Here is a 22,277-nt window from a genome sequence, read left to right as displayed (position 1 = left end):
TTATGATGGAAAAATTACGGGCAGCGACCAATAGTGTCGCATTAAAAATTATTATCGTTCTGATTATTTTATCTTTTATCTTAACGGGTGTCAGTGGTTATCTAGTGGGTGGTGCTAACGATTATGCTGCTAAGGTTAATGGTGAAAAAATTAGCCAAGCAAAACTAGAACAAGCATTTCAAAGCGAACGGGCTCGTATGCAACAGCAATTAGGAGAACAATTCTCCACTTTGGCAAGTAATGAAAGCTATATGAGCAAATTACGTCAGCAGACACTCGAACAGCTTATCAATAATGTATTACTTAATCAGTACACGCAAAAGCTTGGTTTAACAGTCAGTGACGAGCAGGTAAAAGAATCGATTCGCCAAATACCGTATTTTCAAACGGACAATAAATTTGATAATACTAAATATCTTAATTTAATTAATAGTATGGGATACAAGCCCGATCAGTTTGCTCAATTACAGCTTCAACAATTAATTTTGCAACAGCTATTACAAGCTGTTGGTAGCAGCGAATTTATTCTGCCGATGGAAATGAAAAAAACAGCTGAACTTGTTTTACAACAGCGTGATGTTCGTCTTGCTACTATAGATGTCAACGCGCTACAAGCGCACCAAAAGGTAACTAATACAGAGCTGAAAAATTATTATCATCAAAACAAAAAAGACTTTATCGCTCCAGCAGAAATAAAAATTAGCTATATTTTTATGGACATGGCGGAAATCCAGAAAAAAATTACAGTGAGTGAAAAAGAGATAGAAAGCTATTATCAACAACATAAAAACAATTATATCCAACCAGAGCGAAAACATTTTAGTGTCATTCAGCTAAAAACGGAAAAAGAAGCCCAGGCTATCTTAGCTGAGCTCAAGACAGGGGCTGATTTTGCTACCCTTGCTAAACAAAAATCCGTGGATATTATCTCACGCAAAAATGGTGGCACTTTAGGTTGGTTAGAAGCAAGCATGACCTTAGATGAACTGAAACAGGCTAATTTAACTGAAAAAGGTCAGCTCTCAGACGTAATAAAATCATCCGTGGGCTATTTAATAGTACGATTGAACGATATCAAACCAGAGCAAAGTAGGGCTTTTAAAGAAGTGCGTACTGAATTGCTAAAGAAAGTACAGCAAGAAAAAACCTTAGATGCGTATTATGCTCTGCAACAGCAAGTTAGCACGGCTGCTGCCAACAACAACGACTCATTGGCATCAGCCGAAGTCGCAGCAGATTTGCAAGCAAAAAAAACCAATTGGTTTACTCGCCGGACAGTCCCTGCTGAATTGAATTTTAAACCGGTAATACAAGCGATTTTTGAAGGCTCTCTGATCGGGGCTGATGGTGCGAGCTCTGGTAATTCTGATGTGATTAATGTTGAAGGAGACAAAGCTTTTGTTATCCGTGTTGATGGATATACACCGGAAAAACCTCAATCTTTCGATCAGGCTAGCAGCGAAATAAGAGAGCTAATTAAACGTCAAAAAGCAGAAAATGCGGCGCGAACTCAAGGTGAAAAAATCTTGGCGGCATTGCGGCAGGAAAAAGACATTCAAATAATGAAAAAAGAAGGTCTCAATTTCGGCAAGAAAGAAACCCTGTCTCGTTCTTCTTATGATGAAATGTTGATAAAAACTATCTTTGCATTAGCTCACCCACAAAAAAATAAGCCGGTATATGGTTTATCTCAGGATAGCAAAGGCAATTTTGTGTTAATCGAGCTACTTACTGTTACTGCGGGAAAACTTTCCCAAGATGAAGAGGCGAGCTTTATTAATAAAATGCAGGAAGCGTCCAGCGGTATGAATTTTGAAGCGTTGATGGCAAATCTACATCAACAAGCGACGATAAAAATAAGTGCTACTGAATCATAATTGCTATCGGTATCACAATTATTTGCAAAATGATCTAACAAAAATAAGGCCGCTTGCGCGGCCATTCTCATATTTATCCTCCAGTGATTGCTAGAAAAAATGGCCTGAGGCAAAGTAAGCAGGTTGTTAAATGCATGGAGGATACAATATGAAAAAAAGTAAAAAATTACTGATATTAGCGTTGTTATTAACAGGATGGGGTACAACACTGAGACTGAATTCGGCACCGATTAACACGAATATTCCTGAGAAAAATATAGCGACAACAGCCAATTCGTCACAGAACGTGCACAATAAATCTAAAGAAAATACTGTGGTTGATACAAAAAAAGAGCAACCATCAAATCGGATTAGTATCAATACGGCTACCGCTGAACAATTGGCAAAGTCTCTCAATGGTATCGGTATGAAAAAGGCTGAAGCGATAGTCAGCTATCGTGAACAATATGGCAGATTCACTGAGCTTGAGCAGCTTCAGGAAGTTTCAGGCATAGGGCCATCATTTCTAGAGCGTAATAGTGCCAAATTGAAATTGTAAGCTGGAAATATACTCTTCCTTTGAAGTTGCCTTCGGCTGCCAGGGCGACCGACCGATGAGCGCAGACAGTACAAATAGTACGGCAAGTGACGACAACACTTAAATCAAATTAAACTGCTTTGGCTATGGCACTGTTAACAAAGTTAAACTATTGAATAACAAATAATTTATAAAAATATTTAGGACACATAAAATAATGATGAGATAAAAATAATACTTTTTGTGATCGGCTTCATCATTGAAAGAATTCGCCGATCGCTGCCATAAAAAATCGATTTATCTGTTTTTTTAAAGAGGAACCGTTTACTTTAAATGTATTTAAATTATAATTATTTCAACAAGTTAGATGAATACACTTTGTTAACAGTGCCATACCATGAGGCGAACACCCGCAGCCAACAACGCGGTGGCTTCAAAGGCGAAGAGTATAAATAACAGACCTCTTTTTAGCGGGGGCTCCCCACGGAAAATTCAGCCGGGGAAGAATATCCTTCGCCTTTCGAGTTACGGCGGCGTTGGCTGCTCGTACTCATTCCAGTCATGTACTGTCTGTACACTCCTGGAATTCGATTGATTGCCGCCTTGCCGTAACTCGAAATTCATTGGGTATATCAAAGACGGTTGATTTTTTTCTGTAAACTTTCCATTACTTGTTGTTTATTAGCCTGATAATAAATCAACCCTTGTGACCGCAAGTGACAGGCGGCACATTGCTTACAACCGTCGCCTATATTGCCCTGATAGCAAGTTAATGTAGAGCTGCGTATCAATTTTAATTGTTGATAGTGGTCTGCCAACGCCCATATTTCAGCTTTATTGAGCCACATTAATGGCGTAATAAAATCAATAGACCGGTCAATACCGAGATTGATGGCTTGATTAAGTGATTTTACAAAATCATCACGGCAATCAGGATAACCTGAAAAATCGGTTTCACACACGCCGGTAATAACGGTTGTCGTATTTATTTTATAAGCGTAGATGGCCGCTAATGTAAGAAATAAAATATTTCTCCCCGGCACAAAAGTATTGGGAATAGCTTTTTTGTTAGTGTGCTTATTAGCGTCGGTATAAGGAGGTATGGGGATATGGTTTTGTGTCAAACTGCTTATTGTTAACTCATTAAGTAATGTTACATCTAAAATTTTATGGACGATGCTGTTTTTTTCAGTGCGCGCAGTATTTAATGTTTTCACTAATTTTTTTGCAACCTCGATTTCTTCACGATGACGTTGCTGGTAATCAAAAGTAATACAATGCACTTTTTCATATTGTTGTAAGGCTTGGATCAAGCAAGTCGTTGAATCTTGACCACCACTAAAAACGACAACAGCACTTTGTTGCATAACATTTCCTCATTAGACCTCTTTCCAAACCGTAGCGAGTGATGCTAAGTCAAGGCACCCGGCGCACAGCAACCTTCGTTGCCATAAGTACATGAGGATTGTGAGCACCGGGCAACGCAGGATCCGCGTCACCTAGTAGGTTTGGAAAGAGGTCTATACCCTTCGCCTTTGAAGCCGCCGCGTTGTTGGCTGCGAGTGTTCGCCGAATCACGTAGTTGTCTACGCTCATCGGTCTCACCCCCCCCCTGGCCGCCTAGCGGCAACTTCAAGGACTTTGGGTATATTATGTGACTGCTCCCCGTTCTATTGGGAGAGGCTTCCTGCTTCACAGACCGCCACTTGTGTATGACAAGTCTAGAGCCTGTTCGAAATTTTTTGTGCTCACTCATTTCATCAAAAACAAGCTCAAAAAGCCGAGTTTACACGAAGTAAATAAGCATTTTGAGCTTGTTTTGGCAAAATATTAGCGTGCACAAAATAGTTGCAATGGGTAGCTAAAACGTTTGTATAGCCGAATCAGTTTAATTTGATTAAGTGTTGTCGTCACTTGCCGTACTATTTGTACTGTCTGCGCTCCTCCGCCTTGAATCAAATTAAACTGCTTTGGCTATAAGGCGTGTAATAATCAATATCGCTCCGCTAATGTTTGTATGTATTTGAAAGACTTTTAGCGCTTGCTCTAAATTTTCTTGAGCGACACTCAATTGATGAAAAAATGGGCTAAAAAACGCCGTTACCTTCGGGGCTCTCTCACTGAAAATTCAGTGGGAGAGGATGTCAAAAATCGCGATGATCGACGAGCGATAGCCGATAACTTCAATAGACCTCTTCGGAAACTATCATTTATCTAATTTCCATATTATAAATTGCAGCAATCAGATTAAATCTTAATCCAAAACGTTTTCGCCTGTTTCGATAACGGTCTGATACAATTTTAAATCTTTTAATCATACCAATGACATGTTCGTTTAATACACGCTGGCTTGATAACGCACGATTGTTGCGTTTATCTTCTTTTGTTAAGGGATTTTTCTTTGTCTTTTTCTTAGGCAACGCCGAGTTTGAATGAATCTTGCCAAGCCCTTGGTAACCTGTATCGGTAACTGTTTTGATGTCAGGATGTATTCGCACACCAGACTCCTTAAACAACCTAAAATCATGGCGCCTCCCATTCGTAAAGCTTGTACAGATGACTGCTTTACTTTTTTTATCAACGAGCACTTGTGTTTTTAAGGTGTGTCGTTTCTTTTTTCCTGAGTAAAACGGCTTTTGTTTTTTTGGGGACGTTCAATCGGCGTTTCTGTGGCATCAATAAGAACCAGCTCATACTCCCTATCCCTTTTTAATACAGCTTTGCGTCCAGGTAGGGCAAAATCAGGATGCTTTATTAGTGTATTCTCTATCCATTTAATCGTTTCATAGCATGTGCTCTCACTCACGCCATAGCTTTGGCTGACATGAAAATAAGTGCGATATTCTCGTATATACTCCAGTGCCATTAATAAGCGCTCTTCTAAACCCCGCTTGGGTTTCCGACCTCCTTTCCCTTGCTTACTCTTATCTGCTTCATTCAATATCTTTATCATCTTTTCAAATGTACTGCGTTTAACACCCGTTAAGCGACGAAATTTTTCCTCTTCCAGTACTTTTATTACTTCATATTTCATGGCGGCTCCTTGTTCAGGAGTATTTTACCAAAATTCTTATATGAATGCTAGTTTCCGAAGAGGTCTAATAAAGCATCTTCTAGTTAGTGATCCGTCTCCATAATGCAAACTATCTGCTACGATTGTATGGGCAGCAAATAATAGCGGAGAAGCTAAAAACTAACATTGATACCATCATTAAATCTTATTAATTTACGCATTATCACGCCAAGATTCAGTTTGCTGTGTAATTTTAAGGCAAATTACCTAACCTAATAGAATGCTGGTGGTTGATAACGTATTTCGTATCAAAGAGATGAATTACTATGAATAAAATTTTACTGGTTGAGGATGATCGTGAAATAAGTGCTTCTTTGAAAGAACTACTTGAGATGGAAGCGTTCGAGGTGGTGGTTGCTTACGATGGCGAGCAAGCCCTGAAGTTATTAGATGACTCTATCGATGTGATATTGCTGGATATAATGATGCCCAAAAAAAATGGGATCGAAACTTTAAAAGAGCTTCGAAAAAATTATAAGACTCCAGTGATCATGTTAACGGCACGTGATACTGAATTAGATCAGACGCTGAGTTTTGAGCTCGGGGCTGATCAATACCATGCGAAGCCATTTAAACCCCGCACTTTGATAGCGCAAATCGGTAGGATATTACAGAGTCATCAGCCACAAAATGAGGATCAGAGTGCACGGATATTAAAAGTGGAAGGTTTAGAATTGAATCCTGGTCGACAAGAAGCCTCTTTTCATGAAAAAGTACTTGATCTAACCGGTACCGAATTTACCTTGCTTTATTTATTAGCGGAACGTATCGGTCAGGTAGTATCGCGTGAAGAACTGAGTGAGAAGGTATTAGGTAAACGTCTCACTCCCTTTGATCGTGCTATTGATATGCACGTTTCTAATTTGCGCCGCAAGTTACCAGGACGTGAAGATGGAGGATACCATTGGTTTAAAACATTGAGAGGACGTGGCTATCTGATGGTCGCAAAAAAATGATCACCAGTCTGACCACACGTATTTTTACGATTTTCTGGTTCACATTATCACTGGTGGTGCTGTTGGTGTTGATGATACCGAAGCTGGATTCACGCCAAATAATTCTTCTACAGGATGATGGAAAACGTCAGGGGAGTATGTTGAAGCAACACATCGAAGCAGAACTTTCCAGTGAACCTGACGATGATCTTATGTGGTGGCGTCGTCTACGGCGCGTGATAGAAAAATGGGCACCCCCTGGTCAACATTTAGTATTGGTGACAGCTGAAGGGAGAGTGATCGGGGCTAAGGATAAAGAAATGCAAATGGTACGCAATTTTATCGGTCAATCAGATGATGAAAATGAGCCTCAAAAAAAGGAGTATGGTCGTTTGGAAATAGTCGGGCCCTTTTCTATTCTTGACGGTAAAGAACGTTATCAACATTCTTGACGGTAAAGAACGTTATCAACTTTATCTGATCCGCTCGGCCAATAATCGACAGTCTGATTTTATCAATATGATGTTTGATCGTCCGCTATTACTGCTTCTTGCCACGATGTTAATCAGTGCACCCTTATTATTTTGGCTCGCTTGGAGTTTAGCTAAACCGGCTCGTAATTTGAAAAATGCGGCCGATGATGTTGCTCGTGGCAATTTGAAGCAGCATCCAGAATTGGAATCAGGGCCACAAGAATTTTTAGCCGCCGGTGCCTGTTTCAATCAGATGATTAGTGCATTAGAGCGTATGGCTACCGCGCAACAACGTCTTATTTCTGACGTCTCCCATGAATTACGCACCCCATTAACCCGCTTACAACTTACTACTGCGCTGATGCGTCGTCGTTATGGAGAGGGAAATGAGCTGGAACGGGTTGAAAGAGATGTTCAACGGCTTGATAGTATGATTAATAATTTGTTGGTACTTTCCCGTACCCGCAATAAACATGAATTGCGGCGTGAACCACTAAAAGCCGATGAACTCTGGAGCGATATGCTAAATAACGCAAAATTTGAAGCGGAACAGTTAAAAAAGACGCTCGAAGTCGCGAGTCCCCCGGAGGCATGGGCATTATTTGGTAATCCGTCGGCACTTGAAAGTGCTTTAGAAAATATCGTGCGTAATGCTTTGCGTTATTCATATCAACACATTGTAGTGGCATTTAGCGCAGATAATAAGGGTATTACCATTACTGTTGATGATGATGGTCCTGGCGTTAGTCCGGAAGATCGTGAGCAGATATTTAGGCCATTTTATCGTACCGACGAAGCTAGAGATCGTACATCGGGAGGAACCGGTTTAGGTTTGGCGATTGTAGAAACGGCTGTCACTCAGCACCAGGGTTGGGTATTAGCGGAAGAGAGTCAACTCGGTGGTTTACGTTTAATTATGTGGCTCCCGGTAGATTGTGTCAGAGCATAGTCAAAATATATTAAACATTATTTTTTATGATCTATTGAGCTTATTCAAAACATCTTATTCTAGTGGATACGGAGCCAAAAAAACTTTAATATGCTTATTCATGATTTTTAAAATAATTTATTTAAGGTTAAATAATAAAAAAGAATGGATTTATATTAAATAATAATTATTTTTATATTAATTTTTTATTATATTAAAATCAAAAATTTAAAATAATTGGGTGATACTTATTAAATAAGGCGGATAATAATTTTGATACGGTTTAAAGGATTAAAACGAAGTGGCATAGCAATTATTATTCTAGTGATTACTATTTTTTTACCATAAAATACTTCATAGCACCCCATCCTATTCAATATCAAACAATAAAAGTGACGACACAAGATTTACAGAAAAAAGTATTAGCTATCGGTAAACTTGATGCAGTACGAAAACTGGATGTTGGGGCTCAGGTGAGTGGCCAACTGAAGCATTTGTATGTAAAGCTCGGTGATAAAGTAACGCAAGGTCAGTTGTTAGCGGTAATAGATGCGCAACAGGCAGAAAGCAGGATCCGAGAAGTAAATGCGATTTTACAGGATTTGAATGCACAGTTACGGCAAGGGCTGGCGGAGCGTAGATTGACCAAATTAACGTTAGATCGTCAGCATACTTTGGCTAAATTACATGTCATTTCACAAAATGAGCTAGATAAAGCCAGCGCTGAGCTAGAGGTAAAAAATGCCAGATTAGAGACGATTAAAGCACAAATTGATAAAACCATCGCCAGTTTAGAGAGTGCAAAAATTAATCTCGATTATACAAAAATTACCGCGCCTATGGGGGGAGAAGTTGTTCAAATCACTACTCTAGAAGGTCAAACTGTCATTGCTGCCCAACAAGCTCCCACTATTTTAACCTTAGCGGATATGCAAACCATGTTAGTCAATGCGCAAGTTTCTGAGGCTGATGTTATCCATTTAACACCGGGTTTAAAAGCGTCGTTTACTATATTGGGGGATCAAAGCAAATATTTTCACGGTGTTTTAAAAGACATTTTATCGATGCCGGAGAAAATCAACGATGCTGTTTTTTACCTTGCACGTTTCGAAGTCCCTAACCCGGATGCTCTACTTCGTCTGCAAATGACGGCACAAATCTCCATAGAATTAAGCAATATCAAGCAAGCAATGGTAATCCCCTTGGCCGCTTTGAGGAAAAAATTGGCTGATAATCTCTATCAAGTCATTGTGTTAAAAAAGGGTAAAGAAGAAGAACGTCAGGTGACTATCGGTATTCGTGACAATATAAATGTACAGATTCTCTCCGGTTTGATGCTCGGTGAAGAGGTTATTATCAGCAGTAGTTATCAAGAGAAAACATTATGATGCCGCTACTTGAACTGAAATCTATCCACCGTAGCTATCCTTCTGGCGAACAGAGCGTTGAAGTATTAAAGGATATATCGCTGAAAATTAACGCGGGAGAAATGGTAGCCATCATGGGCGCTTCTGGATCGGGTAAATCAACCTTAATGAATATTCTTGGTTGTTTAGATCAGCCGACCACAGGCACTTATCTGGTTAATGGTCAGGATGTAGCGTCACTTGATAACGACGGACTTGCCATCTTACGCCGTGAGCATTTTGGTTTTATTTTTCAACGTTATCATTTATTGCCTCATCTTAATGCAGCCCATAATGTTGAAATACCCGCTATTTATGCTGGATGGTCTAACAATAAAAGACATGAACGAGCGAGCATGTTGCTGACACGCCTAGGATTATCAACCCGAGCTAATTATCGGCCTAATCAGCTTTCTGGCGGGCAGCAACAACGGGTCAGTATTGCTCGAGCGTTGATAAACGGTGGACAAATTATTTTGGCGGATGAACCCACAGGGGCGTTAGATCGTCATTCTACTGTGGAAGTCATCACTATTCTTAAACAGCTGCAACAACAAGGCCATACTGTCATTATCGTCACGCATGATGCGCAGGTTGCCGCTCAAGCTGAACGGATTATTGAAATTAGTGACGGTAGTATTATTGCTGATTCAGGTTTTAAGCCGTCGCCCAATAAGTTGCCAACGAAATCTTTGAGCCCGAAAGCGGATATTCCCTCGTGGCAACAAACCGTCTTCCGGCTGCGTGAAGCATTATTGATGGCTTGGTGTGCCATGATGACGAGTAAAATGCGTACTGGATTGACAATGTTAGGGATCATTATTGGTATCGCCTCGGTAGTTTTTATTTTGGTGATTGGCGAGGCGGCACAGAAAAAAGTATTGGCTGATATTCGGGCTATCGGTACTAATACTATCCATATTTATCCGGGGGAAGATTATGGTGATGACGAGCCTAGCCATTTACGCTCACTGACGGCTAATGATCTAGAAGCGTTAACGGCTCAGCCTTATATTGATGTGATTTCACCGCTGATTGCCAGTAGTATGCGTTTGCGTTCGAGGAATGTTGATGTTGCTGGTCATGTGTTTGGTGTCAATGGTCAATATTTTCATGTTTTTGGCATGACGATGGCGCAGGGAAGCGTTATTAGCCAATATCAGGTTGATCAACAAAGCCAAGTGGTCGTGATTGATAATAACACCCAGCGGCTTTTATTCCCTCATTTGGAAAACGTGGTAGGTCAAGTGATATTGATCGGTAATATGCCTGCTACGGTAATAGGTGTGGTGAGAAAAAAACCATCGATGTTTAACAATAGCCAAACTTTGCAGGTATGGGTGCCGTACCGTACTATGTCAAAGCGATTGAACGGTAAATTTTATTTTGATTCGATTACCGTGCGCATTAAAGATGGATATGACAGCAAAGACGTTGAACAAAAGCTAGTTCGTTTGTTGACATTACGTCATGGCAAGAAAGATATTTACACTTATAATATGGATACCCTTCTACAAACAGCAGAAAAAACCACACGTACAATGCAACTTTTTTTAACATTGGTCGCAGTGATTTCTTTGATTGTCGGCGGCATTGGCGTGATGAATATCATGCTGGTCTCGGTGACAGAGCGTACCCGTGAAATAGGCATTCGTATGGCTGTGGGTGCCCGTCCAGGCGATATTATGCAACAATTTCTGATTGAAGCCATATTGTTGTGTTTAGTGGGGGGGACTTTGGGGGTGATGCTGTCATTGAGCGTTGGCCTAGTCATGTCAATATTGTTACCTAGCTGGCCTATTGTTTTTTCACCGATGGCGATGTTGAGTGCTTTTTTATGCTCGACTGTGATTGGTATTGTTTTTGGTTATTTGCCTGCTCGTAATGCTGCGCGTTTGAGTCCTATTGAGGCTTTAGCTCGAGAGTAATTTTAGAAGATTTCGCATCGGCGCTAAGGGGAAGGTTAAGTTGATATCGCAAGCCGGTGTGGATTAGACAGTAAATACAAAAAGGTGAAAATGTGATATACCCTTCGCCTTTGAAGTTGCCGCTAGGCGGCAAGGGGGTGAGACCGATGAGCGTAGACATACTACCTGATGAGGCGAGCGAGCGCCGCCAACGCGGCGGCGGCTTCAAAGGCGAAGGGTATGTAGTAAAACCGTTATATTAGTAAATAGTAGGCGAGTCATGAACGACAACCATGCTGGACTAGATGTTGAACATTTAGTTAACGAGCAACAAATTGATAAACTGCAACCACCTTCTTTATATAAAGTTATACTGAATAATGATGACTATACTCCGATGGAGTTCGTCATTGATGTTTTACAAAAGTTCTTTTCTTATGATATCGAGCTTGCCACGCAAATTATGCTGGATATTCATTATCAAGGTAGAGCTATTTGTGGTGTATTCACCGCAGAAGTTGCAGAAACTAAGGTAGTGTTAGTCAATCAATACGCTAGAAAAAATGAGCATCCATTGCTTTGCACATTGAAAAAAGCCTGATTAAGGCAATTTATTGGGGAGGTGCCTATGCTCAATCAAGAACTTGAACTCAGTCTTAATATGGCTTTCGCCAATGCGCGAGAGAATAGACATGAGTTTATGACCGTGGAGCACCTATTGCTGGCGTTACTGAATAATCCGGCAGCAGAAAAAGTGCTAGTGGCATGTGCAGTTGATTTTGTTGCTTTACGGCAAGAGTTGGAAGCTTTTATCGAACAAACCACACCGATATTATCAGATAGAGAAACGGAGCGTGATACTCAACCGACATTGAGTTTTCAACGAGTATTACAGCGGGCGATATTCCATGTTCAATCATCCGGACGTGGTGAAGTTTCAGGTGCTAATGTATTAGTGGCTATCTTCAGCGAACAGGAATCACAGGCAGCTTATTTATTACGCAAACATGATGTTAGCCGTTTAGATGTGGTGAATTTTATTTCCCATGGTTTGTGTAAAAATGAACCAGAACAACCCCCTAAAGAGACAGAGTCTTCGATGAGTGAAGGGTCTTCAATGGGAGAAGAATCCATAGAGAACTTCACCACTAATCTCAATCAACAGGCTAGCGTAGGGGGTATCGACCCGCTTATCGGTCGAGATAATGAATTAGAACGTGCTATTACGGTATTGTGTCGCCGACGAAAAAATAATCCTTTGTTGGTCGGTGAGTCGGGTGTGGGTAAAACCGCTATTGCTGAAGGACTCGCCTGGCGAATTGTGCAAGGTAATGTGCCAAAAATTATCGCAAAATGTAAGCTGTATTCTCTCGATATTGGTTCATTGTTGGCGGGTACCAAATATCGGGGCGATTTTGAAAAACGTTTCAAAATATTATTGAAACAACTCGAACAAGATAAAGAAAGCATTCTATTTATTGATGAAATTCATACGATGATTGGTGCAGGTGCGGCTTCTGGTGGACAAGTTGATGCGGCTAATTTGATTAAGCCTCTGCTTTCTAGCGGAAAAATTAGAGTTATGGGATCGACCACTTATCAAGAATTCAGCAATATTTTTGAGAAAGATCGGGCTTTAGCGCGTCGTTTCCAAAAAATTGACATTATAGAACCCACCGCGGAAGAAACAATACAGATTATTAATGGATTAAAACCAAAATATGAAATGCATCATGATGTACGCTATACCACTAAAGCGGTACGTGCCGCGGTAGAGCTGTCAGTTAAGTATATTAATGATCGCCACTTACCGGATAAGGCGATTGATGTCATTGATGAAGCCGGCGCACGTAGTCGATTAATGCGCCCTAATAAGCGTAAAAAAACCGTTAATGTGACAGATATTGAAGTCGTGATCTCACGAATGGCAAGAATACCAGAGAAAGCTATTTCAGAATGTGATAAAAATAAGCTGCAACATTTGCGTGATAGATTGAATATGTTGGTATTTGGGCAGGATAAAGCGATTGAAGCCTTAACCGAAGCCATCAAAATGAGTCGAGCTGGGTTAGGTCATGAGAGAAAACCTGTCGGCTCATTTCTTTTCGCTGGCCCGACAGGTGTCGGAAAAACGGAAGTCACAGTACAGCTAGCGAAGGCGTTACATATTGAATTGCTGCGCTTTGATATGTCTGAATATATGGAGCGTCATACCGTTAGTCGTCTCATTGGCGCGCCTCCAGGATATGTTGGTTACGATCAAGGGGGATTATTGACGGATGCGGTGATCAAACATCCGCATTCGGTCTTACTGCTTGATGAAATCGAAAAAGCACACGCTGATTTGTTCAATTTGTTATTACAGGTAATGGATAACGGCACGCTAACCGACAATAATGGCCGCAAAGCCGATTTTCGTAATGTTATCGTTGTAATGACAACCAATGCGGGGGTAAGGGAATCCCAGCGAACCTCTATTGGTTTTCAACAACAGGATAATAGTAGCGACGCGATGGAAGAAATCAAAAAAATATTTACACCGGAGTTTCGTAACCGCTTGGATAATATTATTTGGTTCAATCATCTTTCAATTATCGTGATCCAGCAAATTGTTGATAAATTTATCGTCGAATTGCAAGCACAGCTCGATGCGAAGGGAGTATCTCTGGAGGTCAGTGATGAGGCACGTAATTGGCTGACAGAAAAAGGTTATGATAGAGCGATGGGAGCAAGGCCAATGGAGCGGATCATTCAAGAAAATCTGAAAAAACCATTGGCTAATGAACTGTTGTTTGGATCACTACTTTATGGTGGTTCGGTTATTGTGAGTTTATATAAAAATAAACAGAAACTCAGCTACCAATTTCAAGCAGCCAAGAATCGTAAAACGGCTGGAGCTGTTCTTAATTAACCGACGATATACCCAATGAATTTCGAGTTACGGCAAGGGGGTGAGACCGATGAGCGTAGACATACTACCTGATGAGGCGAGCGCTCGCAGACAACAAAGCCGTAACTTGAAAGGCGAAGGGTATATGACATTGCCGCCAAGGAAAGCGGTAATGCAGCCTGTCTTTTAGTCTCCCCTTGATTTTGTCTTAAATATAATATTTTTACATTAATTTTGTTATTGTTTATTTTAGATATAGTATATTTTACGCCAATTTGGTTGTAATTTGACCGCAATATTTAATTTAAATCGATAGGTATGTTAGTAAATTTATTTGGTATATTAATCAGTGAGCGATGTTTTTACTCTTTGGATAATAAAAATAGGAATCGTAAAAATAATAGTGATTATAATAAAAAAAATAAATTAATTATTTTATATATCTTTTTTGGGATTACATTTTATGCAAGTAATGCCTCTGCGGCAGTAAAAGAATCAAGCCTAAAAGAAGAAGAAAAACTAATTCATGCTGATCGTACAAATTGGTTTGAGCCGCTAAAAAAGAATATTTTAACGGCTTATCCATCGCCAACTTCATATATAGCTAAATTAGACAATCAAGGTATTATTAATTATCAAAATAATGCGACATCAGAACGCAAAGAGTTGGCAGAAAATGATAATAAACAACATCTCTATGATACTTTTTTTCACGCCACACTGGGAAAACTACCCTTATTAAATATTATAGAATATTTCCCTTATCAGAGTTTACGATCACTTTATACCGATGCCACTCAGGTAGAGGGTCATTTTAAATATCAAGGAAAAGAACAGCTGATTAAATCTGCCCATCTCATTCTTAAAGATAAATTTCTGCGCCCCCCCGCCCGACGCAAAGTAAAAAAAATCTCCTTCCTTTCCAAGCGGTCATAGCTGGCGTGCTTTTGAACAAGCGGCAGTATCAGCAATGATTTTCCCTGAACGAGGGCGAGAAATATTTTCTCGTGCTTTGCAAATTGGTGAAAGTAGGGTTATCGCCGGTGATCACTTTCCCACTGATACTATTGCTGCCCGTATCGGCCATTATTATTATCTCTCTCAGATTTTATCTGACAATAAAAGAACTAGCGTGATCGTTGATACGGCTAAAAATATTCGCCAACATATTCACCAACAAATAGCGACTGAATGTCGACGGAGTTTACGGACCTGTCTTTCAATTCAAAGTGAACCGATAGCGGATGCTTATAAAAAAAATGACTATTCCGTAGGTTATTATGGTTTAATCACGAAAAAATCAGCTAGCCATTTAACGCCAGAGCAGCTTCCATCACAAGCCCATTATTTACTCCGTTTACGTTTTCCCTATTTAAGCAATACGGACCGGCAACAAATATTAGCTGGAACGGCGTACCCCGTTAATTCACTGGCGAGCTGGCAGGCAGTCAACCCTAATGATGTCGATAAAAACTGGGGATTAATTAATTTACCTTTAGCTTACGATGGTCCAACTTATCTTTATCATGATCTGATGGTGAATCAGAGTGAAGATAATGAGCAATATGATGTTGCCGATTTTGCTCTTGCTGATGTTTGGAAAAATGATATCTCTGGAAAGGGTCGCTTGATTAAGAAAGGTGGAGGGATATTAATATTAGCGGGAAATAATAGCTTTGCTGGATTAGAGATTAATAAAGGCACTGTGGTGTTGACGGGTAATAACCATTATTCCCAATCAACAATCGTTAACAATGGCATCTTAGTGGTTAATGGCACATTAAGCTCAGCCATTAATTTAAATAATGGTGGCAGATTGATGGGCTCAGGCTCTATTGCTGCGTTAAAGGTAAATAAAGGAGGAATATTAGCGCTTGGTAAAATTCGATTGGTCAATTGAATGTTACCGACGATATCCTTTTTGAGCAGGGCTCACAGTATGAAGTCGAGTTCGCTGCAGATGGTCGAAGTGATAAAACGCACAGCAGGGGTAAAATTACTTTGGATGGGGGTGGTGTCATTGTTTTATTGGAAGCGACTAAAAAAGGGCTGCTGAAAACGACAGTACCCAGTTTACTAGGAAAGCAATATGCTATTCTTAACGCCGATAATGCTATTAAAGGGCGTTTTGCCTCTGTAAAATCAAACTACCTGTTTTTGAATACTGATTTGGTTTATCAACCCAAGCAAGTCACACTGAGTATTAGCCGTAACCTCACTCACTTTGCCAGTGTGGCGAAAAATGCTAATGAGAGGGAAGTCGCCATCGCGGCAGATCAACTCGGCGGTGGTCATTCCGTGTATGAACCATATCTTATCGTCCCATTCACCTTTGCAAGCACGTAGGTTGTTTAAACATTTATCAGGTCAAGTTCATGCTGATGCGGCTTCGACACAAATAAATGCTAGCCGCCATGTACGAGAGGCGGTCAAGGGTCGTCTACTTCAAGCAAATAGTTTACTCACTTCCTCAGATATTAAAACGGATGACAATGGTGTCTGGGGGCAATTCTTAAATATCAATGCACATTCTTTTGGTGACAATAATGCGACGGGTTACCAGGCTTCAACGCGAGGGGTGCTTTTGGGGGTAGATACGCCATTGATTGATGATTGGCGTTTTGGTATTGCGACAGGTTTTACGCATTCAAAAATGAACAACGATTACGGATCTTCTGCTGACAGTGATAACTATCATTTAGCGCTTTATCTTGGCCAACAGTTTGGTTCCTGGTCGTTACGAGGCGGTGTGGCATCTGCTTGGCACAATTTTGATACCTCACGCTCAATCGAAGAAGCTGAAAATGCCAAGTACACTGCTAACACCAGACAGATATTCGCTGAGACGAGTTACCGTACAAAAACGCATGAAACAAATTTAGAGCCGTTTGCCAATCTGACGTACATCAATTTTCAAAGCAATACGATTAATGAGCAGGGTAGTGCTGCTGCATTGCACGGTAGTAAACAACATAAGGATGAAGTTTTGTCAACGATAGGCTTACGAGGAGAGCGTCACTGGTTAGTCAGTAAAACTGCTCAGCTGACTGTCCGCGGTGAATTGGGATGGCAGCACCAATATGGTGAGCTAGCTCGCGGTAAATCGTTAAAATTTCAAGGAAGCAACAGACCTTTTACTGTCAATAGTGTCCCCGTTGCACGTGACAGCGCAGTAATAAAGGTCAGTGCTAAATTACCAGTAAGTACCAATACCTCAGTTTCCTTAGGTTATGCTGGTTTATTGTCTCAACATCATAAGGAAAATAGCGTTAATGCTAGTCTTAGTTGGCGTTTTTAAAGGCTAATCTCTTTCCTCGCCCGGTTTGGGCGAGGGATCTCTACCTGGCACGGAAGATAATACGGCCTTTAGTGAGATCGTATGGGGTTAATTCCACACTGACTTTGTCGCCTGTCAAAATGCGGATATAATTTTTACGCATTTTACCAGAGATATGAGCGGTTACCTGGTGTCCGTTTTCCAATTCAACGCGGAACATGGTATTTGGTAACGTATCTATGACGGTACCCTGCATTTCAATATTGTCTTCTTTGGCCATCGAATCCTCTAGGGGTTACTACCTTAATTTTTAACCGAAAGATAATGCCGAAAAATCTACATTATGTAAAGGTGTGTTGCATACCGCGGAGGCTTTTATATACCCGCCGCTAACAACGCGGCGGCTTTAAAGGCGAAGGGTATGGCTCAATATTTTACTCTAAGCCGGCCAGAGGTCTATACCCCCTTCGCCTTTCAAGTTACGGCGGCGTTGGCGGCGGGTGCTCGCCGAATCACTTAGTATGTCTACGCTCATCGGTCTCACTCCCTTGCCGCCTTGCCGTAACTCGAAATTCATTGGGTATATACAATACTTGAACTGGCCAACATTCAGTCGATACTGAACTCAGCTGTAGCTGCTGCAATTGTTGTAAAAAATAATGGCGTGGGATTTCTCTCGCGCCAAGTGATGCAGTGTGAGCGTTGAGCACCTGACAGTCAATTAATTCTCCTCCATGAGAAGAAAAATGATGACAGAAAACCATTAATGCACTTTTAGACGCATTATCTGCCAGGCTAAACATTGACTCACCACAAAATAACGTGCCCTGCGCGACACCATATAAACCGCCAACCAGTTTATACCCACAGTCTTTGAAGTTGCCGCTAGGCGGCCAGGGCGTGTGACCCGATGAGTGTAGTGTACACCTGGGCGAGGGCTCGTAGCCAACAATGCGGCGGCGTCAAAGGCGGAGGGTATATCCTCCTGCCATACCTCCACCGAATGGGCATAGCCTAGTTGATGTAATTGGCAATAAGCTTGCTGTATTTCACCGCTGATCCAGGTTTCTTCTTTACGCGCAGTGGCGCAAGCTGTTACCACATCAGAAAAAGCACAATTAAGTGTAAAACGATAAGGGCATTGGCGTAGGAAGCGGCGCATACTAAGACTGATATGCAATTCTGTGGGATAGAGTATGGCACGGGGATCGGGTGACCACCACAGGATCGGATCACCCGGGCTAAACCAAGGGAATATCCCTTGCTGATAGGCTGCCAATAGTCGAGGGACACGGAGATCGCCACCTAAAGCCAAGAGGCCATTAGGCTCCTTCAGTGCTAATTCCGGCGCGGGAAAAGTAAAAGAATGCGCTGCTAGCTGAGTGATATCCATATATTTATACTTTAGCGCTCCATTGACCGAGCTGATAATAACGACCTTTCTTGTTCATTAATTGCCGATGATCACCTTGTTCAACAAGGCGACCTGCGTCCATGACACAAATGCGATCCATTGTATCGAGTCCGTACAGGCGATGGGTGATCAATATCATACTTTTATTCTGACCATGTTGGCGCAATAGAGACAAAATCTGTTGCTCGGTAGTGGCATCCAATCCTTCTGTTGGCTCATCCAGTAGCAATAATGGGGCGGGATGTAAAAGCGCCCGGGCAACGCCTAAACGGCGTTGTTCTCCACCTGATAAGCTGCGGCCTCCCTCTCCAAGCCATGCATTTAAACCTTCACTATTTTCTAACAAATTTTGTAATCCAACTTGGTTTAATACTGTTTCCAATGCTTTATCTGTCGCGAGGGGAGAGGCGAGTAGCAAATTTGCCCGCAAAGTATCACTAAAAATATGGATCCGCTGACTGACAACCACCATCATCTGACGTAATGTTTTTTCATTAAAATTTGCTAGCGGCTGCTGATTGATAAAAATATCACCCTGAGTCACATCCCATGCACGGGTTAATAACTGCAATAATGTTGATTTCCCGCAGCCGGTACGTCCAACGATGGCGATATGTTCCCCTGCTGATATGGATAATGAAATATTTTGCAAGACAGGTAATGGTTGATTGGGATAAGTGAAACTCACCTGTTTTATTTCCAGCTCGATGTTTTCTGCGACGGCGCTAACCCTGTGAGGAAAGACGATGCTGGATTTTTTCGTGATCAGCTCTAGCACGCGCCGAGCAGAAGTGATCACCTGTCCTAAGTATTGAAAAGCAGTAGCTACTGGTGATAAAGCTTCAAAAGCGGCGATTGTTGTAAAGACAAGTAATGCAATGAGTGCTGCCGATTGATTATTGCCTTCTCTGTGAGTGAAAGTCATATTTTCTGCCACTAACCATAATAATAAGGTTACCGTCAGGCCAGAGGCGAATATCATCAGTGATTGGGCAATCGCCACCAAAGACGCTTGCTGTTGCTGCTGAGCTAACCAGCGTTGTTCAATTTTTTCTAATTTTGCGCGAAACCGCCCAAAAGCACCAAATACCAACAGTTCTGCTTGTCCCTGCAAACAGCGGGTAAGCTGACAGCGATACCGACTGCGTAAATGCGTCAACGCCTCGCCAATAGGTTTACCCGCCCGATAAAAAACCATAGGCAAGAGCAGTAATAATCCCAGCAGAATAATGCCTAATGTGAACGCCAATGTGACATCCAGCCAAATTAATCCGTAAGTGACGACCAATATCACTATTAATGCGGCGATAAAGGGAGCGATCACACGTAGATAAAGGTGATCTAAGGTATCGACATCAGCAACCAGCCGATTCAAGAGATCACTTTGTTGAAAGCGGTTGGTGCTTGCTGGGGATAACTGTAGGATTTTTTTAAAGGTAAAGACACGCAGATCAGCGAGGACGCGAAAAGTAGCGTCGTGATTAACAACTCGCTCGGTATAACGTCCCACTGTTCTTATCATGGCTGCCGCTCTTATTCCTGCCGCGGGCAATAAATAATTAAAACTGTATAGTCCAGCCGGTCCAGCCAGGGCGGTACCTGCTAACAGCCAGCCTGAAAGTGTAAGCAGTCCTATTGAGGCTAACAGGGTGAGGGTTGCGAGCACAATTCCCAAACTGATCCAAAACCAGTGACGGCGGTACAATGCTAATAAGGGCAGTAGAATCATGAACTTGCCTCGCATCGATAGCTAAGTAAATTGGCAAAAGCCCCTGCAGTTTTACTAAGCGTCGCGTGATCCCCTTGCTGAATCAGCAAACCCCGCTCCATGACCCAAATCAAATCATAATCGACGGTGTTTTCTAGCTGATGCGTCACCAGCAGCGTTGTTTGCGCATGGGAAGCGGCCATTAATGCGCTCATTACACGTTGTTCACTATTGACATCAAGGTTAGCACTGGGTTCGTCCAATAATAATAAGCGGCAGGGATTGAGCAAAGCCCGTGCTACTGCGACCCGCTGTGCCTGGCCAACCGAAAGGCGGGCGGCTTGATCGCCAATTTCCGTTGTTAGCCCCTGCGGTAAATCCGTTAAAAATTCGTCAACATAGGCGCGTTTGATGGTCTGCTGTAGTTGCGTTTCATGGGTATCGGGTTTAGCCAGCAAAATATTTTCAGCCAAGGTTTGTGCAGGGAGATAAGGATTTTGTCCGACCCAACTTACCTGCTGACGCCATGCTGTTAGATCAAGCTCTCTTAGCTCGACGCCATTGACTGTTATTGACCCTCGATAAGGTAAAAAACCAAGTAACAGAGACAGTAATGAACTTTTTCCTGCCCCGGAATGACCGACGATGGCAATACGTTGCCCGGCAACTACCGAAAAATTTAATGGCCCCGCGAGGCGAGTACCATTGGTGGCGATGATTTCTAATTGATTGGCGATGAGCGTGATGGGATCATCGCCAGATAGTTTTTTATTTCCAGTGTTGATGGTGGTTTCCGCTTCACTTGTTAAAAAGGTGACCAGTGATTCAGCGGCACCCAGTGCTTGTGCTTTGGCATGATAGAAGGTACCGAGATCCCGTAAGGGTTGGAAAAATTCTGGGGCGAGCATTAATACGAAAAAACCAGAAAAAACAGTCACTCCGGTATGATAACGACCAAAATCGAGTGCACCGAGATAAGAAAAACCGAAATAAACGGCCACCATTGCGATAGAAACCGCGGCAAAAAATTCTAACACGGCGGAAGAAAGAAAAGCTAAGCGCAGTACTTCCATGGTTCGTCGACGAAATTGATCTGATGTTGCGCGAATTTGATCGGTTTCGGCTTGCGCGCGATGAAATAGGCGCAAGGTATCTAATCCTCGTAAACTATCAAAAAATTTACCGCTTAAGCGCGCTAAGGAAATAAAATTGCGCCGATTTGCCTCTGCCGCTCCCATGCCGACTAACATCATAAACAGGGGTATCAAGGGAGCGGCGATCAATAAAATCAGCCCTGTTGCCCAATTAATGGGAAAAATAGCCATTAAAATTAATAATGGGATAAAAGCAGCAAGATACATTTGTGGTAGGTAACGTGAATAATAATCTTGCATATCGTCAATTTGCTCAAGAATAATCGTCGCCCAACTCCCGGCTGGCTTGCCTTGCACCCAAGATGGCCCCAATTGTTCCAGTTTATCCAACACGATTTTACGGATCCGCGATCGGATCCCCATACCGCTAATAAAGCCAATTCGTTCACGTCCCCAATGAATAAGAGCACGTAATGCAGAGGTGATGATCAGTAAGCCAAAATATTTAAGCAGTAGGGTAGGGGGAAGCTGATCCACAATCAAAGATTGTAACAGGGTTGCCAGTAACCCTGCTTGAACGATAATCAATCCTGCACTTAACAAGCCAAGCAACATAGATAACCTGAGCCAAAACTGCACCGGTTTTCGTTGTTTTTTCAACCAGTGCATTAACTCATGCTGTCTTGTTTTATTCATCAGTATACCCTTCGCCTTTCAAGTTACGGCTTTGTTGTCTGCGGGCGCTCGCCGAATCACGTATAGCCGAATCAGTTTAATT

General features: G+C 41.8%; 22 protein-coding genes and 3 pseudogenes. 15 read left to right on the top strand and 10 right to left on the bottom strand.

Going from position 1 to position 22,277, the window contains the following annotated elements; genetic code table 11:
* The first annotated feature begins 2 nt into the window (after positions 1-2).
* From ppiD to REG_RS14130, 3 genes are all read left to right on the top strand, one after another.
* Positions 3-1,877 (top strand): peptidylprolyl isomerase, encoded by a 1,875-nt coding sequence (ppiD, locus tag REG_RS04725; protein WP_039907387.1) that lies wholly within the window; start codon positions 3-5, stop codon positions 1,875-1,877.
* Between the two features lie 148 nt (positions 1,878-2,025).
* On the top strand, positions 2,026-2,415 hold the full coding sequence (locus REG_RS04720; RefSeq protein ID WP_039907385.1) for a ComEA family DNA-binding protein: 390 nt from the start codon (positions 2,026-2,028) through the stop codon (positions 2,413-2,415).
* A 312-nt stretch (positions 2,416-2,727) separates the two neighbouring features.
* On the top strand, positions 2,728-2,850 hold the full coding sequence (locus tag REG_RS14130; protein WP_260200203.1) for a hypothetical protein: 123 nt from the start codon (positions 2,728-2,730) through the stop codon (positions 2,848-2,850).
* 176 nt (positions 2,851-3,026) lie between these two features.
* On the opposite strand, the gene queC is transcribed toward REG_RS14130, so the two are convergent.
* The 3 genes from queC to REG_RS14125 form a co-directional block, all read right to left on the bottom strand.
* On the bottom strand, positions 3,027-3,761 hold the full coding sequence (queC, locus tag REG_RS04715; RefSeq protein WP_006704678.1) for a 7-cyano-7-deazaguanine synthase QueC: 735 nt from the start codon (positions 3,759-3,761) through the stop codon (positions 3,027-3,029).
* 128 nt (positions 3,762-3,889) lie between these two features.
* Positions 3,890-4,090 (bottom strand): hypothetical protein, encoded by a 201-nt coding sequence (locus REG_RS13185; RefSeq protein ID WP_218015667.1) that lies wholly within the window; start codon positions 4,088-4,090, stop codon positions 3,890-3,892.
* A gap of 134 nt (positions 4,091-4,224) precedes the next feature.
* The gene (locus REG_RS14125) at positions 4,225-4,353 is read right to left on the bottom strand and encodes a hypothetical protein (RefSeq protein WP_260200202.1); all 129 of its coding nucleotides are present in this window, start codon (positions 4,351-4,353) and stop codon (positions 4,225-4,227) included.
* A 115-nt stretch (positions 4,354-4,468) separates the two neighbouring features.
* Between REG_RS14125 and REG_RS13180 the strand changes: the two genes are divergently transcribed.
* On the top strand, positions 4,469-4,612 hold the full coding sequence (locus REG_RS13180; RefSeq protein ID WP_176603435.1) for a hypothetical protein: 144 nt from the start codon (positions 4,469-4,471) through the stop codon (positions 4,610-4,612).
* Here the strand turns inward: REG_RS13180 and REG_RS11995 are convergent.
* Positions 4,605-5,428, bottom strand: a protein-coding gene (locus REG_RS11995; protein ID WP_260200023.1) for an IS5-like element ISRein1 family transposase whose coding sequence is annotated in 2 segments (ribosomal slippage) — positions 4,605-5,041 and positions 5,041-5,428 — 825 coding nt in all. Because the reading frame shifts where the segments join, the coding sequence is not laid out codon by codon here. The two genes, REG_RS13180 and REG_RS11995, sit on opposite strands and share 8 nt — an antisense overlap.
* A 305-nt stretch (positions 5,429-5,733) precedes the next feature.
* Here REG_RS11995 and cpxR point away from each other — a divergent pair.
* From cpxR to REG_RS10700, 11 genes and pseudogenes are all read left to right on the top strand, one after another.
* Positions 5,734-6,423 carry an envelope stress response regulator transcription factor CpxR gene (gene cpxR, locus REG_RS04695; RefSeq protein WP_006704677.1) on the top strand — a complete coding sequence of 230 codons (690 nt, stop codon included), beginning with the start codon at positions 5,734-5,736 and terminating at the stop codon, positions 6,421-6,423.
* Positions 6,420-7,824, top strand: a pseudogene (gene cpxA, locus REG_RS04690) (envelope stress sensor histidine kinase CpxA). Before cpxR ends, cpxA begins: the two are co-directional and overlap by 4 nt.
* Before the next feature lie 323 nt (positions 7,825-8,147).
* The gene (macA, locus tag REG_RS04685) at positions 8,148-9,191 is read left to right on the top strand and encodes a macrolide transporter subunit MacA (protein WP_071985171.1); all 1,044 of its coding nucleotides are present in this window, start codon (positions 8,148-8,150) and stop codon (positions 9,189-9,191) included.
* Positions 9,188-11,137 carry a macrolide ABC transporter ATP-binding protein/permease MacB gene (macB, locus tag REG_RS04680; protein WP_006704675.1) on the top strand — a complete coding sequence of 650 codons (1,950 nt, stop codon included), beginning with the start codon at positions 9,188-9,190 and terminating at the stop codon, positions 11,135-11,137. The genes macA and macB overlap by 4 nt, the downstream gene beginning before the upstream one ends.
* A gap of 92 nt (positions 11,138-11,229) precedes the next feature.
* Positions 11,230-11,379, top strand: a complete 150-nt coding sequence (locus REG_RS13710; RefSeq protein ID WP_218015664.1) for a hypothetical protein — start codon at positions 11,230-11,232, stop codon at positions 11,377-11,379.
* Positions 11,380-11,396: 17 nt separating this feature from the next.
* Positions 11,397-11,717 (top strand): ATP-dependent Clp protease adapter ClpS, encoded by a 321-nt coding sequence (gene clpS, locus REG_RS04675; protein ID WP_006704674.1) that lies wholly within the window; start codon positions 11,397-11,399, stop codon positions 11,715-11,717.
* A gap of 27 nt (positions 11,718-11,744) precedes the next feature.
* A complete protein-coding gene (clpA, locus tag REG_RS04670; protein ID WP_039907378.1) occupies positions 11,745-14,027 on the top strand; it encodes an ATP-dependent Clp protease ATP-binding subunit ClpA in 2,283 nt (760 codons plus the stop codon).
* A 297-nt stretch (positions 14,028-14,324) separates the two neighbouring features.
* The gene (locus REG_RS04665) at positions 14,325-14,942 is read left to right on the top strand and encodes a hypothetical protein (protein ID WP_039907376.1); all 618 of its coding nucleotides are present in this window, start codon (positions 14,325-14,327) and stop codon (positions 14,940-14,942) included.
* Between the two features lie 34 nt (positions 14,943-14,976).
* Positions 14,977-15,906 (top strand): autotransporter-associated beta strand repeat-containing protein, encoded by a 930-nt coding sequence (locus tag REG_RS10710; RefSeq protein WP_050749322.1) that lies wholly within the window; start codon positions 14,977-14,979, stop codon positions 15,904-15,906.
* A complete protein-coding gene (locus REG_RS10705) occupies positions 15,903-16,352 on the top strand; it encodes a hypothetical protein (RefSeq protein WP_050749321.1) in 450 nt (149 codons plus the stop codon). Before REG_RS10710 ends, REG_RS10705 begins: the two co-directional genes overlap by 4 nt.
* On the top strand, positions 16,309-17,304 hold the full coding sequence (locus tag REG_RS10700) for an autotransporter outer membrane beta-barrel domain-containing protein (protein ID WP_071985170.1): 996 nt from the start codon (positions 16,309-16,311) through the stop codon (positions 17,302-17,304). Before REG_RS10705 ends, REG_RS10700 begins: the two co-directional genes overlap by 44 nt.
* Positions 17,305-17,344: 40 nt before the next feature.
* Here REG_RS10700 and infA read toward each other — a convergent pair whose 3' ends face one another.
* The 6 genes and pseudogenes from infA to cydD all read right to left on the bottom strand — a co-directional run bounded on the left by infA (position 17,345) and on the right by cydD (position 22,195).
* A complete protein-coding gene (infA, locus tag REG_RS04655; protein WP_006704672.1) occupies positions 17,345-17,563 on the bottom strand; it encodes a translation initiation factor IF-1 in 219 nt (72 codons plus the stop codon).
* Positions 17,564-17,722: 159 nt separating this feature from the next.
* Complete coding sequence (locus REG_RS13175) at positions 17,723-17,860, bottom strand: hypothetical protein (protein ID WP_176603433.1); 138 nt, start codon at positions 17,858-17,860, stop codon at positions 17,723-17,725.
* Positions 17,796-18,143, bottom strand: a pseudogene (locus REG_RS10695) (leucyl/phenylalanyl-tRNA--protein transferase); the annotation flags it as partial. The pseudogene REG_RS10695 and the gene REG_RS13175, both read right to left, overlap by 65 nt.
* Before the next feature lie 119 nt (positions 18,144-18,262).
* A pseudogene (locus REG_RS04645) lies at positions 18,263-18,676 on the bottom strand (leucyl/phenylalanyl-tRNA--protein transferase); the annotation flags it as partial.
* A 4-nt stretch (positions 18,677-18,680) separates the two neighbouring features.
* On the bottom strand, positions 18,681-20,426 hold the full coding sequence (gene cydC / locus REG_RS04640) for a heme ABC transporter ATP-binding protein/permease CydC (protein ID WP_006704671.1): 1,746 nt from the start codon (positions 20,424-20,426) through the stop codon (positions 18,681-18,683).
* Positions 20,423-22,195 carry a heme ABC transporter permease/ATP-binding protein CydD gene (gene cydD / locus REG_RS04635; RefSeq protein ID WP_006704670.1) on the bottom strand — a complete coding sequence of 591 codons (1,773 nt, stop codon included), beginning with the start codon at positions 22,193-22,195 and terminating at the stop codon, positions 20,423-20,425. The genes cydC and cydD overlap by 4 nt, the downstream gene beginning before the upstream one ends.
* Positions 22,196-22,277: the final 82 nt, after the last annotated feature.

The sequence above is a fragment of the Candidatus Regiella insecticola LSR1 genome (assembly GCF_000143625.1).
Classification (GTDB): domain Bacteria; phylum Pseudomonadota; class Gammaproteobacteria; order Enterobacterales; family Enterobacteriaceae; genus Regiella; species Regiella insecticola.
Note: the sequence above shows the minus strand (reverse complement) of the source record. Positions and strands in the feature narration are given on the sequence as shown.

What these genes read in the sequence shown, in the direction of transcription:
- REG_RS04665 (WP_039907376.1), top strand. Translation starts at nt 14,325, where the DNA reads ATGTTAGTAAATTTATTTGGTATATTAATCAGTGAGCGATGTTTTTAC.
- REG_RS13175 (WP_176603433.1), bottom strand. Translation starts at nt 17,860, where the DNA reads ATGAATTTCGAGTTACGGCAAGGCGGCAAGGGAGTGAGACCGATGAGC.
- ppiD (WP_039907387.1), top strand. Translation starts at nt 3, where the DNA reads ATGATGGAAAAATTACGGGCAGCGACCAATAGTGTCGCATTAAAAATT.
- queC (WP_006704678.1), bottom strand. Translation starts at nt 3,761, where the DNA reads ATGCAACAAAGTGCTGTTGTCGTTTTTAGTGGTGGTCAAGATTCAACG.
- infA (WP_006704672.1), bottom strand. Translation starts at nt 17,563, where the DNA reads ATGGCCAAAGAAGACAATATTGAAATGCAGGGTACCGTCATAGATACG.
- macB (WP_006704675.1), top strand. Translation starts at nt 9,188, where the DNA reads ATGATGCCGCTACTTGAACTGAAATCTATCCACCGTAGCTATCCTTCT.
- cydC (WP_006704671.1), bottom strand. Translation starts at nt 20,426, where the DNA reads ATGATTCTACTGCCCTTATTAGCATTGTACCGCCGTCACTGGTTTTGG.
- REG_RS04720 (WP_039907385.1), top strand. Translation starts at nt 2,026, where the DNA reads ATGAAAAAAAGTAAAAAATTACTGATATTAGCGTTGTTATTAACAGGA.
- cydD (WP_006704670.1), bottom strand. Translation starts at nt 22,195, where the DNA reads ATGAATAAAACAAGACAGCATGAGTTAATGCACTGGTTGAAAAAACAA.
- clpA (WP_039907378.1), top strand. Translation starts at nt 11,745, where the DNA reads ATGCTCAATCAAGAACTTGAACTCAGTCTTAATATGGCTTTCGCCAAT.
- cpxR (WP_006704677.1), top strand. Translation starts at nt 5,734, where the DNA reads ATGAATAAAATTTTACTGGTTGAGGATGATCGTGAAATAAGTGCTTCT.
- REG_RS10710 (WP_050749322.1), top strand. Translation starts at nt 14,977, where the DNA reads ATGATTTTCCCTGAACGAGGGCGAGAAATATTTTCTCGTGCTTTGCAA.
- REG_RS13180 (WP_176603435.1), top strand. Translation starts at nt 4,469, where the DNA reads ATGAAAAAATGGGCTAAAAAACGCCGTTACCTTCGGGGCTCTCTCACT.
- clpS (WP_006704674.1), top strand. Translation starts at nt 11,397, where the DNA reads ATGAACGACAACCATGCTGGACTAGATGTTGAACATTTAGTTAACGAG.
- REG_RS14130 (WP_260200203.1), top strand. Translation starts at nt 2,728, where the DNA reads ATGTATTTAAATTATAATTATTTCAACAAGTTAGATGAATACACTTTG.
- REG_RS10700 (WP_071985170.1), top strand. Translation starts at nt 16,309, where the DNA reads ATGAACCATATCTTATCGTCCCATTCACCTTTGCAAGCACGTAGGTTG.